Source organism: Niastella caeni (assembly GCF_004834005.1).
In the GTDB taxonomy this organism is placed as follows: domain Bacteria; phylum Bacteroidota; class Bacteroidia; order Chitinophagales; family Chitinophagaceae; genus Niastella; species Niastella caeni.
Genome location: NZ_STFF01000002.1, coordinates 724,648 through 739,110 on the forward strand (window position 1 = coordinate 724,648; position 14,463 = coordinate 739,110).

Consider the following 14,463-nt stretch of genomic DNA (forward strand, 5'->3'; position numbering starts at 1 on the left):
GAGAATTTATTTCTTTCAAACCTATTTTCGGGCTTAATATTAGTGTAGGCCGGATGGTAAATGTTACACTAACCTTTTCATTTTGATAAACCACCCTTCCAAAATGAAAGGGTTTTTATTGCTTGATTAAATGAACACTTGTTAACTATTTTCTTATATCACTTTGTTAATTAACTCCTTGCTGTATTTCCTGCGCTTTTTCATAATACCGGCACTCCATTGGCATTTCTTCCCCGAACAAAAAAATACAACAATGCTAACACTCATTCTTTTTGCATCCGGACTCATGTGTTTCTACCTGTTCTTTCGAACTATTGACTTTTTTGAAAACATATAAAACTATGATCAACGCATTATTTATTTTATCAATACTGGTTTTTGGTTACCTGTTGTATGTATTAATTAAACCCGAAAAATTTTGATGGTGAATGGTCGATGGTGAATGCGGGCATTCATCCAGCCCATACCTCACTGTTGGTTTGCAATCTGTAAGCAGACGGTGTGAATACAAAAAGCGAATTCTGGAAGTTTACTTACCACTGACCACTCACTACTTACAAGTATGAATACAGAATTATTTGGTGTACTAATAACGTTCCTGCTCACGATCATCCTGGCGATTCCGTTGGGCAAATACATGGCAAAAGTTTTTGCCGGTGAACGCACCATCACCGATTTTATGAACCCGTTTGAACGGCTGATCTTCCGCATCAGTGGAATTGATCCCAAAGCAGGCATGAACTGGAAGCAGTTTTTAAAAGCGCTGCTATCTATAAACCTGTTGTGGTTTGTGTACGCTTTTTTTGTGTTGATCTTTCAAAACAAATTACCGCTGAACCCCGATGGCAATCCCGGCCAAACACCCGACCTGGCATTCAACACAGCTATCAGCTTTCTGGTGAATTGTAACCTGCAACACTATTCCGGCGAATCAGGGCTTACCTATTTCACGCAACTGTTTGTAGTTACCTTTCTGCAGTTTGTAAGCGCTGCAACCGGCATCGCAGCACTGGTAGCATTGTTTAATGGGCTGAAAGAAAAAACAACCAGCAATCTGGGCAACTTCTGGAATTTACTGGTAAAATCTACTACCCGTATTTTATTACCATTGTCGATCGTAATGGGTATTATCCTGGCTTTTAATGGCACGCCCGCCAGCTTTGATGGCAAGGATACCATTACTACTTTGCAGGGCGATACGGTACAGGTATCACGTGGACCAGCAGCCGGAATGATCGCCATTAAGCAATTGGGTACAAACGGTGGCGGCTGGTTTGGCGCGAATTCGGCGCACCCGCTGGAGAACCCCAACTACTTTACCAATATTATTGAATCCATTGCCATTTTGCTGATCCCGATGGCGCTGGTGTTTACACTGGGTTTTTATCTCAATCGAAAAAAACTCGCCTATGTGATCTTCGGGGTAATGACCTTTTTGTTTTTGGTGTTTGTAAGCATCAATATCTATTTCGAAACAAAAGGCAATCCTGCTATCGATCGCCTGGGAGTTGCCCAGCACATCGGCAGTATGGAAGGGAAGGAGGTCAGGCTCGGATCTGCAGCCACAGCCTTCTGGAGCATTGCTACCACGTCAACCTCAAATGGTTCGGTGAATGGCATGCATGATAGTCTGACCCCGATATCAGGTGGGGTAGCCATCCTGGATATGATGATCAACGCGCTGTATGGCGGTGTGGGTGTGGGATTGCTGAACTATTATATTTTCATCATTATAGCCGTGTTTATCTCGGGGTTAATGGTGGGCCGTACGCCTGAATTCATGGGCCATAAAGTAGAAGCCCGGGAAGTAAAGATCGCAGCCCTCATTACCTTATTATCAGCTTTCTTAATTAAAAGCGGAACAGCGCTGGCTGCTTATTTCGTATCGCATCATCCGGGCCTGGCATGGTCGGTGAAACCGGCTGCCTGGTTAAACAACCCCTCATATCATGGCTTTTCAGAAATGTTGTATGAATACACTTCATCTAATGCCAATAATGGAAGCGGGTTTGAAGGGCTTGGTGATAACAATATCTTCTGGAATGTAACAACCGGTATTGTATTAATACTTGGCCGGTTCCTGCCCATTATAGGACCGGTTGCTATTGCCGGTTTACTGGCAAATAAAAAATACATCCCTGAATCAGCGGGAACCCTGCGAACCGATTCTATTACATTCGGCGGCATGACGCTGGCCGTGATCATTATTGTAAATGCCTTATCGTATTTCCCGGCCCTGGCATTAGGACCGTTGGCAGAATACTTTAGTCTGAAATAAATGCCGACAAAAAAATAGTTATGTCAAAAAGAAAACACGAAATAAAATTGTTTGAACCGGCATTGGTAAATACCGCGATCAAACAATCGTTTGTAAAACTCAGTCCCCGGTTAATGATCAAGAACCCGGTGATGTTTACGGTAGAAGTTGGCACATTCGTGATGCTGGCGGTGGTATTGTATCAGCTCGGTACAAAGGATAGCACGCAGGGTGCGCTTTGGTACAATATAGTCGTATTTGCCATATTATTATTGACCGTGTTGTTTGCCAATTTCGCCGAAGCATTGGCAGAAGCAAGAGGCAAGGCCCAGGCTGAAAGTTTACGCAAGACAAGGGAAGAAACACCGGCCAAAAAAGTGTTATTGCCCGGTGACATTTTTGTAAAGGAAATAAAAGTGGTGCCTTCGTCGCAATTGCGGTTAGGCGATCGCTTTGTTTGCGAGCCGGGAGATGTAATACCGATGGATGGAGAGATCATTGAAGGAATTGCCACGATTGATGAATCGGCTATTACGGGCGAATCGGCGCCGGTGATTCGTGAAGCGGGTGGTGATAAATCCTCAGTGACCGGCGGTACGAAAGTATTGAGCGACCGTATTGTAGTACAGGTGACCACGCAACCCGGTGAAACATTTTTAGATAAAATGATTGCGCTGGTAGAAGGCGCCAGCCGGCAAAAAACACCTAATGAAATTGCCTTGACCATTTTGCTGGCCGCATTCACACTCATATTTATAATAGTGTGTGTAACGCTGAAACCTTTTGCAGATTATGCCAATACACCCATTACCATTGCCGCATTCATTTCACTGTTTGTGTGTTTGATTCCCACTACTATTGGCGGGTTATTATCGGCTATTGGTATCGCAGGTATGGACAGGGCTTTGCGGGCCAATGTAATTTCAAAAAGTGGCAAAGCGGTAGAAACAGCCGGTGATGTGGATGTGTTGCTGTTAGATAAAACGGGCACCATTACGATTGGTAATAGGAAGGCTACCAATTTTTATCCGGCGAATGGAGTAGGGCAGAAAGAATTTATTGAACAGGTGGTATATGGTTCGCTGGCCGACGATACCCCGGAAGGAAAATCGATCGTAGAGCTGGCTGCCAAACAGGTAAATCCAAACCTAAGCCCCGACCAGTTCCGAGACCAGCATTTAGCTGTTCATAACGCACCGGTCACCTTTATAAAGTTCACCGCAGAAACCAGGAGCAGTGGCGTTGATCTGCCTGATGGCACAAAGATCCGCAAAGGCGCTTTTGACGCCATACGCAATATGGCCCAAAAAGCAGGTAACACCGTTCCGAAAGAAGTAGAAGAGCAGGTGAAAAAGATCTCGAGTGATGGTGGTACACCGCTTGTAGTTGCTGTAAATAATGAAATAAAAGGCGTGATCGAATTGCAGGATATCATTAAGCCCGGTATACAGGAACGGTTTGAACGCTTGCGTAAAATGGGCGTGAAAACGGTTATGGTTACCGGTGATAACCCCCTTACGGCAAAATACATTGCTAATAAAGCAGGTGTAGATGATTTTATTGCCGAAGCGAAACCGGAAGATAAAATGAATTACATCCGCAAGGAGCAGGCCACCGGTAAACTGGTTGCCATGATGGGGGATGGAACGAATGATGCGCCCGCCCTGGCGCAGGCTGATGTGGGCGTGGCCATGAACAGTGGTACGCAAGCTGCCAAGGAAGCCGGTAACATGGTTGACCTGGATAATGATCCTACCAAACTCATTGAAGTAGTGGAAATTGGTAAACAGCTATTGATCACCCGCGGTACGTTAACAACGTTTTCTATTGCCAATGATGTGGCCAAATATTTTGCCATTGTGCCGGCCTTGTTTATTGCGTCTATTCCGGCTTTGCAGCATTTAAATATAATGGGATTGAAAAGCCCTGAGTCGGCGATATTATCGGCCATCATTTTCAACGCCATTATTATTCCGATGCTGATACCCCTTGCATTGAAAGGCGTTAACTACAAGCCGATTGGCGCCAGCGCTTTGCTACGCAGGAATTTACTGATCTATGGCGTGGGCGGGGTGGTCGTTCCGTTCATCGGCATCAAACTGATTGATATGTTGCTGTCGGTATTTATGTAATTAAAAAATGAATAATGAAAAATATTGGGATTGTAATAAAGCTCACACTTATTCTACTTATTATTTGTGCAGGTATTTTTCCCTTGTTTATTGCCCTTGTGGGCAAACTGGAGCCTAATGGTGGCAAGGGAGAAACCATTATCGTAAACGGAAAAGCAGCAGGCTATGCCAACGTAGGACAAAAATTTACTGCCGATAAATACTTCTGGAGCCGCCCTTCTGTGGTGGAATATAATGCCGCCGGTTCTGCGGGTTCTAATAAAGGTGCAACCAATGCCGATTACCTGAAAACTGTACAGGATAGAATTGATACGTTCCTGGTTCATAATCCCGGGATTGAAAAGTCAGCCATACCTGCTGAAATGGTAACGGCTTCGGGCAGTGGCCTCGATCCTGATATTTCACCTGCATCTGCGTACGTACAAATAAAGCGGATCGCTGCCATGCGTAGTTTACCGGAAGATCAGGTGAGATCTTTGGTTGAAGGGCATGTTGAAAAGCCGTTGTTCGGCATACTTGGGCCTTCGAAGATAAATGTGTTGAAACTGAATGTAGCTTTAGATGCATTGAGTGCTAATAAGAAATAGATCAGCAATGAAAAGAATTTTATTTTGGATAGCTGTATTTTATTCAGCTAACACAATGGCTCAGGATACAACGAAAGGTAAGCTGAGCATCAGCGGTTATGCGGAGGCATACTATAGTTATGATCTTAATAAGCCAACAGACAACAACCGGCCGTCATTTTTATATAGCCATAACCGGAGCAATGAATTCAACATTAACCTGGCTTTTGTAAAAGGAAGTTTTTCGGCTGAGCGCGCCAGGGCGAATTTAGCTTTGGCAGCAGGTACTTATATGAATGCCAATTATGGGGCGGAGCCAGGTGTACTAAAAAATGTTTTTGAGGCGAATGTGGGTTTCAAATTAAGTAAGAATAACAACCTATGGCTCGATATGGGTATTATGCCTTCGCATATAGGTTTTGAAAGCGCCATCAGTAAAGATTGTCGTACAGTAACGCGAAGCCTGGTTGCAGAAAACTCGCCGTATTATGAAAGCGGCGCAAAGATCAACTACACTACCAAAAATGGCAAATGGTTATTGAGCGCTATGGCGCTGAATGGCTGGCAACGCATTCAACGAGTGGCCGGTAACTCATTGATGAGCTGGGGTACGCAGGTCCAATTCAAACCATCAGGCAATGTATTGCTGAATTACAGTACCTTTTTAGGCACGGATAAGCCTGACAGCGCAAGGCTTTGGCGATATTTTCATAACTTATATGGCATCATTCAATTGAGTGATAAGGTAGAAGCAATACTGGGATTTGATATAGGACAGGAACAGGTAGCAAAAGGCAGTAACGACACCCATACCTGGTATGCACCGGTTGCCATACTGCGGTACCTGCCGGTAAAACAATGGGCCATTGCTGTGCGGGGTGAATATTATAACGATGAACACTGCATTATCGTCGTCACCGGTACTGAGAACGGATTTCAGACAACCGGTGTTTCTGCCAACATCGATTACATGCCGGTGAAGAACATAGCCCTGCGACTGGAGGGAAGGCTGTTAAACAGCAAAGACAATATTTTTATAAAGAAAGAAAACAGTGCCAGTAATAACAGCGCTGTTACTTTTTCTGCAGCGGTAAGCTTTTAACACATGAGCATATCCAACGATAAAGACGAACAGGTGCAGCATTTCCTCGACCTGGCCAATCAATCGGTTCGGGGCAAGCTCAAAATATACATTGGCATGAGCGCCGGTGTGGGAAAAACGTATCGCATGTTGCAGGAAGCGCATGACCTGTTTCGAAAGAATATCAATGTGAAAGTGGGGTATGTAGAGACGCATAATCGAAAGGAAACGCATGCGTTGATCGAGGGCTTGCCGCTGATTCCCCGGCGACAGGTCTTTTATAAAGGCAAGCAACTGGATGAGCTGGATGTGCAGGCCATTTTGTTATTGCACCCCGAAGTAGTGATCGTAGATGAATTGGCGCACAGCAATATTCCCGGTAGTAAGAATGAAAAACGGTGGCAGGATGTAATAGATATCCTGGATGCCGGTATTGATGTGATCACCGCTGTGAATATTCAACATATTGAAAGCATTAATGAAAACGTTAAACAGATAACCGGCGTAGAAGTAAAAGAAAGGGTGCCAGATAAGTTATTGCAGATGGCCGATGAAGTGGTGAACATCGACCTCACAGCGCAGGAATTGATCACGCGGTTGCAGGAAGGAAAGATATATGACCACAACAAAGTGCAGCAGGCGCTGACAAATTTCTTTCAGCCAGAGAAGATCTTGCAATTGCGTGAACTGGCGCTCAAAGAAGTGGCAGGCCAGGTAGAACGTAAAGTAGATTATACCGTCACTAAGAACAAAGCATGGCAACACGAAAGATTCCTGGCCTGTATTTCTACCTCACATGAAGCCGCACAACGCATTATCAGGAAAACGGGCCGGCTGGCATCGTATTACAATGCCGACTGGTTTGTGCTGTATGTGCAAACACCCAGGGAGGAATTGGATAAAATTCCACTGGCAGCGCAGCGTCATCTTATCAATAATTTAAAACTGGCCACCGAATTAGGCGCCGAAGTGTTGCAGGTGAAAGGCCGGCGCATTTCGCAGGAGATCATTCAGGCGGCCGTAGAAAAAAAGATCACCACCATTTGTATTGGAAAGCCGCATTTGAATTTATTCCAGGTTATCTTGCGTACCAGTCTGTTTAGCCAGTTGTTAAAAACCTTATCGGAAAAAGATATTGATATTATTATATTATCGTAATGGCATTAAAGCTTAAAACAAAACTTGCCCTGGGCATGGGTTTTCTATTTGCGTTGCTGCTGCTGGTTGGCGGCATAGGCTTTTTTTATTTCAATAAGATCAGCCTGGCATCGCAAGATGTGTTAAAGGATAATTACAAGAGCGTGGAATACGGTCGCAAGATGCTGGATGCATTGAATGCCTGGGAAAGAGAACGCGATACGGCCCGTAAAATATTTGAAGAGAACCTTACCGCGCAGGAAAACAATATCACCGAAAAAGGGGAAACGGCTGTTACCCACGTCTTGCATCGCGATTATAACGAATTTCTGAAACACGACGACTCCATGCCATTACAAATGGCGTTACAAAAAAGCATCAGCCGCATCATTCAGATCAACCTGAACGCCATCAATGAAAAGAATGCCTTATCACAACAGGCAGTAGAAAACGCCAAAGTGATCATCACCATGATCATTACTTTTTGCCTGCTGATCGGTTTTACCTTCATTGTAAACTTCCCGGGGTTGATCGCCAATCCTATTACTAAATTAACCGAAGGTATAAAAGCCATTGCCAACAAAAACTACAGCCAGCGTATACACCTGCAACGGAAAGATGAATTTGGTGATCTGGCACAGGCCTTTAACGACATGGCCGAGCAATTGAATACCTATGAGCACAGCAACCTGGCGAAAATTATGTTTGAAAAGAAACGGGCCGAAACTGTTATCAATTCCCTGAAGGATGCCAGCATTGGCATCGATAAAAGCGGCACCGTATTATTCGCGAACCAGCAGGCGCTGCAATTGTTGAATATGAAAGAACCGGAAGTGGTGGGGCAACAACAGTCGGCCATTCAACAACGCAATGACCTGTTCCGGTTCCTTACAAACGAAGATAATGGCATGCCATTCAAGATAGTGGTAAATGATAAGGAGAACTATTTTACCAAAGAGCAAATAGATATTCAGCAGGAGCAGGAGCTGATAGGGCATGTGATCATTTTGAAGAACATTACCCCGTTCAAGGAATTGGATGTGGCAAAAACCAATTTTATTGCTACCATATCCCATGAGTTGAAAACACCGCTGGCTTCTTCTGATTTCAGTTTGCGCTTGCTGGAAGACGAACGCGTAGGCGCCCTGACTGTTGAGCAAAAAGAACTGGTGCAAAGCCTGAAAGATGATAACCAGCGCCTCTTACGTATTTTAAGTGAGTTGCTTGATCTGTCGCAGGTAGAAAGTGGTAAGATGCAACTGAACCTGCAACCCGTACCTGTGCACGAAATTATTGCAAAAGCACTGGCTGCAGTACAAAACGCCGCGAAAGAAAAGAATATCCAGATCAAACAACAACTGGCTGAAAAGTTGCCCGCCATACAAGCCGATGCGGAAAAAGCAGGCTGGATCATCAATAACTTTCTCACCAACGCCATCAGGTATTCTGCGCAAAACGATCACATTGTTGTAAAGGCTACTCAACCCGATGAACAAAATATAGAAATTGGCGTACAGGATTTTGGGATAGGCATCGACGCTTCTCTCCAAAAAAAGATCTTTGACCGCTTTTACCGGGTGCCGGGTATTCATGAAAAAAAAGGCACCGGGTTGGGACTGGCCATCAGCAAGGATTTTGCCGATGCCATGGGCGGTGAGATAGGCGTTGATTCAACTCCCGGTAAAGGCAGTTACTTTTTTTGCCGGTTTAAGGTGGTGTAATATAACAGAGTATTAAAAGATCATTCAGTTAATTAAACCTGCATACACTTAATACAATAATTCCGGCAATAAGTACGAGTTGCACAAGCTGGAAAAACGATAATCGTTTTCTAATATCATCGACAGAAGCAGCCGGCTCACTGTTTAGGCTGCTTTTTATTTTTTTATACGACCTTGTGCTCAATATTCTGAACAGAATAATAATAAGAACCAGTCCGATCTTTATCCTCATCCATATTTGTGCGCCATAGACTTTGTGCATATTGGCCATCATTAAAATGCCTGCCATTACAATTAAACCCAGGCAAATGCCCATTATCCGGCCATATTTGTCGGCGGTGATCAACAACGCTTTTGTAATAGAGGGCTCTTTTTGACTATAACGCCATAATTGATTGCTGGTAATTATACTGGCGAAGAATGTTCCTGTAAATAATGCAAATGCTGAAAGGTGAATGATCAAAAAGAATAAATAGAATGAATGTGGTATCATATGCACGTATTGTAAGTGCAAATAAAACCATGAAAATTCGCATGCACCCGTGATATAGATCACATAATGGCCGGCTTCATTCTTTTGTTCCGGATCCGGCTTAATGTTTCTCTTTTTACACCAAGGTAAGAAGCTAATTGTGAAATAGGGACCCGTTGTAACAGGTCAGGGTCATTCTTTTCTAAAAATTCATAACGTCCTTTTGCGGTGAGTATCCTGAAAAGCTGTAACTGCTTTTCCTGTTTTGCGGCTATGGCTTGCAGGTTCTTTTTGCCTGCAATTTCAATTTCCGGGCATTGTTCGATCGCGTACAACAGGTCTGTTTTGTTGATCTTGTATACGATCATGGGTTCGCAGGCAACAACCGTGAAATCGGAAGTCTTATTGAAAAGGTAGCTGTTCTTATTGGTTACCGTTTCGTACTCAAAATAAAAATCGAAATTTATTTCTTCACCATCCTGGATGTTGTAGGCCCTGCAATAGCCTTTGTCTATTAAAAGCAACGATTGGCAGGGTTTCCCGAAACGGATCAATTCATCGCCTTTTTTGTAGTCGATCCTTGAAAAGAAGGGTAGCAAGATCTCTAAACTGTTTTTTGACAGGTCAGAAAATTGGTTACTATTTTTTATAATTCGTTCCACGTGCTTTTAACAAAATTACCCTGTTTTTTGTTTTGGTGCGTCCTAAGCAAGTCCATTTAAATTATGGGCTACAAAGAAAGTGCTATCTTGTATCCACGGGGATTTCTGAACAGCTTACAAATTATTATAACATGTCGTACCAGAATGCGAATGTAGAAAACATTGCAACTACCGGAGTAGTCAACCAGCAGCGCACAACCAAAAAGGCCTTGTTAGAGAATGTAACGGAAGATATCTGGGCCGTGTTGATGGCGGGAATTATTATTGTGGGCGTATTGGCACTCACAACATTTGTGAATGACTTTAAATTCCAATTACCGTTGTATCAATGGGCGAATAAAGATGAGTTGGTGAGTAAAGTGTTATCGCTCAAAAATATTTTATTGATCGCACAAACCGGGTTGCTTTTCCTGGTATTGTCAGGTGCTGCCATTGGGTTATCAGGTGGCAGCATAAAAAATTACGTAGCAGGTTTTTTATTGATCTATGTATTGGCTGTAATCGCTTTAATTGTAGCAGGCAATACAGCGGTGAGTTACTATGGGTTGGAGTATGTAATATTTGCTTTGTGTCTTGGTTTGTTGATTGGTAATCTAACAAAAGTACCTGCATGGGTGAAAGAAGCGGCGCGATCGGAGTTTTTTATAAAAACGGGGTTGATCATATATGGCACCAGCATTTTGTTTACAGATATTGTGAAAGCCGGATTACCGGGTTTATTGCAATCGGTACTGGTTGTAAGCGCTGTTTGGTTTGTGGCCCTGTGGATCAGCCGAAAACTAAAGGTAGACGATGAATTTGGTGTTATACTTGCCTCTGCTGTAGCCATTTGCGGGGTGTCGGCTGCTATCGTTGCCAGCGGCGCCATCAAAGGCGATAAAAAGAAGTTGTCGTATGTAACCACGCTCGTTTTGCTGGTAGCCATTCCCATGCTGGTGTTGCAACCCTGGATCATCAAAATATTGCACATACCCGAAATAGTGGGTGGCGCCTGGTTGGGCGGTACATTGGATACAACGGCTTCCGTATCGGCGGCTGCGGAATTGGTAGGTCCAAAAGCTGTCAAAGCAGGTGTGATCGTGAAGTTTTCGCAGAACGTGCTGATCGGCATCGCCGCATTTTTTATAGCGCTCTGGTGGACGTATAGAAAAGGTGCAAATAACCAAGCTACAGAAAAACCCGGCTTGGGTGTGGTGTGGGAACGCTTTCCCAAGTTCGTACTGGGGTTTGTTGCTGCCTCGCTGGTTTTCTCCTTTTTAATTCCGGCTGCAACCATTAAAAATGCCAACGGTGTATTGGGCGCACTCCGCACCGTATGGTTTGCGTTGGCATTTGTTGCCATCGGGCTCGAAGCCCGGTTTGCCGACCTGGTAAAAAATGAGGGTGGCCGGCCGGCGCTGGCATTCATCGCTGCACAGTTTTTCAATATCATTTGGACATTATTATGGGCCTACCTGCTATTTAGTGGTATACTGCTTCCTCTTCCTGACCTTCAATAGAAAAGGGCTTATATATTTAAATTACCGTGGCACGGTTGATCATAAAAATCGTACGATTTATGCCCTTAAAGTAACATTTAAATACCTGGTTGTTTACAATCAGCTACCGTGATTTGCTGCGAGATGTGTATTTTGCGGCCCGAAAAAGATTGCTATGCAGTTACGTCCCTTTTCTCTTCTCATTATTTGTGTTCTCCATTGTTTGTATTTTTCAGCGACCGCGCAACCGACACGGGTGCGTGAAGATTTTGACAGGAACTGGACTTTTAACCTGGGAAATGTGTCTCGTGCTGAAGACGCGAGTTTCAATGACGCTTCGTGGCGCAAACTGAACTTGCCGCATGACTGGAGCATTGAATTGCCGTTTGATTCAACGAGCCCGACCGGTACGGGTGGTGGCGCCTTGCGCGGCGGCCTGGGCTGGTACCGGAAAACATTTACGTTGCCGGCTACAGATAAGGGCAAAAATATCTTTATTGATTTTGATGGCGTATACTGCAATAGTGAAGTTTTCATCAACGGTCACTCGCTTGGGGTACGGCCAAACGGGTATATTTCTTTCCGCTATGACCTTACGCCGTACCTGAAATTCGGTAACGAAAAAAACGTCATTGCCGTAAAAGTCGACAATAGCCAGCAGCCCAATAGTCGCTGGTACAGTGGCAGCGGTATTTATCGCAATGTGTGGCTGGTAAAAACAAACAGCATCTATGTAGATAATTGGGGCACATATATCAATACCCCTTCGGTTTCGTCAACAAGGGCAACTGTAAATATTACAACTACGCTGAGCGGCACAGGCGGATATTGTGATGTTACAACTGCCATACTGAATAAAGAAGGGAAAGCGGTGGCAGTGCAAACACAGAAAAATCTGCATGTAGGCGCTTTGCAAACCACGCGACAGGTGTTCAGCCTTCAAACCCCCGTATTGTGGAGTATTGAGAACCCATACCTGTACAAGGCTGTCACGAAAGTGATTTCCAACGGAAAAACGGTTGATGAATATACCACGCCATTCGGCATACGCAGTTATCAATTTGATGTAGATAAAGGATTTTTTCTGAATGGGAAGAAAGTAAAAATTGTAGGCGTTTGCAATCACCATGATTTAGGTTGTTTGGGAACGGCTATCAATACCCGGGCGTTGGAGCGGCAGTTGCAGATCATGAAAGGGATGGGAATTAATGGAATTCGCACTTCGCATAATCCGCCGGCTCCTGAGTTGCTTGATCTGTGCGATAAAATGGGTTTTATCGTAATGGACGAAGCCTTTGATATGTGGAAACGCAGCAAATCGAAATATGATTACAGCAATGACTTTGACGAATGGTATAAAAAAGATCTGAAAGATCAGATCCTGCGCGACAGGAATCACCCATCTGTATTTATATGGAGTGTGGGCAATGAAATACAGGAACAATGGGCCAAAGAAGGCGATACAGCGGGCACTGCTTATTTGCGCGAAATGCAACAAATAGTTCGTAGCCTCGATGACCGGCCAACTGTAACTGCTAACAATGAAGTGCGGTCAATGAACCGGTTGTTGCAATCAGGCATTAATGAGCTCGTTGGTTATAACTATCATCATGGAGATTGGCCGCCGGATTCTGTAACACAAAAATGGGGACGTAAACCTTTCATCGTAACGGAATCGGTTTCGGCCTTGCAAACAAGAGGACATTACGATATGCCATCGGATAGTATGCGCATCTGGCCTCAACGCTGGGACTTGCCAGTAGCGAATGCCAATCCAGATTTAACCTGTTCTGCCTACGAAAACTGTTTTACACCCTGGGGTTCATCACATGAGGCCACGTTAAAGATGTTTTTAAAATATGAAAGCATCAGCGGCATGTATGTATGGACCGGCTTCGATTATATTGGTGAACCAACGCCTTATCCATGGCCGGCCCGCAGTTCATATTTTGGTATTGTAGACCTGGCAGGTTTTCCGAAGGACGCCTATTATTTGTATCAAAGTTTATTTACCACTCAGAACATGTTGCATTTGTTTCCGCACTGGAACTGGCAACCCGGACAAGTGGTTGATATGTGGGCCTATTATAACAATGCCGATGAGGTGGAGTTGTTCATTAATGGAAAATCGCAAGGGGTAAAAAGAAAGACCGGAGATGAGCTGCATGTAATGTGGCGGGTAACATATGAACAGGGCAGGGTAGAAGCGGTATCGAGAAAAGATGGAAAAGTGATAGCCTCCAAAACGATAAAAACAGCCGGAGCGCCAGCGAAAATAGTGTTGCAGGCCGACAGAAGTGCGATACAGGCAAATGGGAAGGATCTGTCGTTTGTAACGGTTAAGGTGGTTGATAAAGATGGAAACCTGGTTCCCGATGCGGCCAATAATATTCAGTTTACAATTGCCGGTGCCGGGGTTATAGCGGGCGTTGATAATGGAAGCCAGACTAGTATGGAATCCTTCAAGGCCAGCGAACGAAAAACATTCAATGGATTGTGTCTCGCCGTGGTTCAGTCGACCGGAAAACCAGGTAGCATTAAACTACAGGCAAAATCAGCAGGGCTTGCACCTGCAACGATTGATATTATAGCGAAATAAGTTTGTTAGAAGGTGGGTAAATGCTTTTGCAAGTGCACCAGTTACAGTTTCTGGTTAGCCGGTTGCTTTTTCATGCACACTGGTTGCTTTTTCGGCCTCACTAATTACTTTTTGTAAGGCGCCAGGCGCTTTTTTCAAGGGCAATACTTGGCTTTTCAAATAAATACATGAACTGGCTTGTAAAACAGTTAACTAACAACGCAAACAAGCATTCTGACGTGACAAACAAGGTTATTGTTCTGCATTATAGTTACTGCCAGGGGAAAAATAGGCTGCCGTCGGCGAAAACTTGTTATGGCCATTGCATTACAAGTTTTCTTTAATACAAAACGACTAATCGTTGCTGCAATGCATGCTA

At 44.2% G+C, this 14,463-nt stretch carries 11 protein-coding genes; 9 read left to right on the forward strand and 2 right to left on the reverse strand.

The features are described 5' to 3' along the window. The first annotated feature begins 341 nt into the window (after window positions 1–341). From kdpF to FAM09_RS10445, 7 genes are all read left to right on the forward strand, one after another. Window positions 342–422, forward strand: coding sequence for a K(+)-transporting ATPase subunit F (gene kdpF / locus FAM09_RS31540; protein WP_014220321.1), 81 nt, complete (start codon window positions 342–344; stop codon window positions 420–422). Between the two features lie 140 nt (window positions 423–562). Then, window positions 563–2,278, forward strand: a complete 1,716-nt coding sequence (gene kdpA, locus FAM09_RS10420; protein ID WP_136577024.1) for a potassium-transporting ATPase subunit KdpA — start codon at window positions 563–565, stop codon at window positions 2,276–2,278. A 20-nt stretch (window positions 2,279–2,298) separates the two neighbouring features. Further along, on the forward strand, window positions 2,299–4,389 hold the full coding sequence (gene kdpB, locus FAM09_RS10425; protein WP_136577025.1) for a potassium-transporting ATPase subunit KdpB: 2,091 nt from the start codon (window positions 2,299–2,301) through the stop codon (window positions 4,387–4,389). A 14-nt stretch (window positions 4,390–4,403) separates the two neighbouring features. Beyond that, window positions 4,404–4,976, forward strand: coding sequence for a K(+)-transporting ATPase subunit C (locus FAM09_RS10430; RefSeq protein WP_136577026.1), 573 nt, complete (start codon window positions 4,404–4,406; stop codon window positions 4,974–4,976). Window positions 4,977–4,983: 7 nt separating this feature from the next. Then, on the forward strand, window positions 4,984–6,057 hold the full coding sequence (locus FAM09_RS10435; RefSeq protein ID WP_136577027.1) for a porin: 1,074 nt from the start codon (window positions 4,984–4,986) through the stop codon (window positions 6,055–6,057). A gap of 3 nt (window positions 6,058–6,060) precedes the next feature. Beyond that, window positions 6,061–7,194: a sensor protein KdpD gene (locus FAM09_RS10440; protein ID WP_136577028.1), complete on the forward strand. Its 1,134-nt coding sequence runs from the start codon at window positions 6,061–6,063 to the stop codon at window positions 7,192–7,194. Then, window positions 7,194–8,894 (forward strand): sensor histidine kinase, encoded by a 1,701-nt coding sequence (locus tag FAM09_RS10445; protein WP_136577029.1) that lies wholly within the window; start codon window positions 7,194–7,196, stop codon window positions 8,892–8,894. Before FAM09_RS10440 ends, FAM09_RS10445 begins: the two co-directional genes overlap by 1 nt. Before the next feature lie 28 nt (window positions 8,895–8,922). On the opposite strand, the gene FAM09_RS10450 is transcribed toward FAM09_RS10445, so the two are convergent. Next, entirely contained in the window at window positions 8,923–9,387 is a 465-nt protein-coding gene (locus FAM09_RS10450; protein ID WP_136577030.1) for a DUF2214 family protein, read from the reverse strand. Between the two features lie 59 nt (window positions 9,388–9,446). Next, complete coding sequence (locus tag FAM09_RS10455; RefSeq protein ID WP_136577031.1) at window positions 9,447–10,028, reverse strand: Crp/Fnr family transcriptional regulator; 582 nt, start codon at window positions 10,026–10,028, stop codon at window positions 9,447–9,449. 131 nt (window positions 10,029–10,159) lie between these two features. Between FAM09_RS10455 and FAM09_RS10460 the strand changes: the two genes are divergently transcribed. Next, on the forward strand, window positions 10,160–11,527 hold the full coding sequence (locus tag FAM09_RS10460) for a YeiH family protein (RefSeq protein ID WP_136577032.1): 1,368 nt from the start codon (window positions 10,160–10,162) through the stop codon (window positions 11,525–11,527). 235 nt (window positions 11,528–11,762) lie between these two features. Continuing rightward, a complete protein-coding gene (locus FAM09_RS10465) occupies window positions 11,763–14,105 on the forward strand; it encodes a glycoside hydrolase family 2 TIM barrel-domain containing protein (RefSeq protein WP_243751646.1) in 2,343 nt (780 codons plus the stop codon). Window positions 14,106–14,463 lie beyond the last annotated feature (358 nt).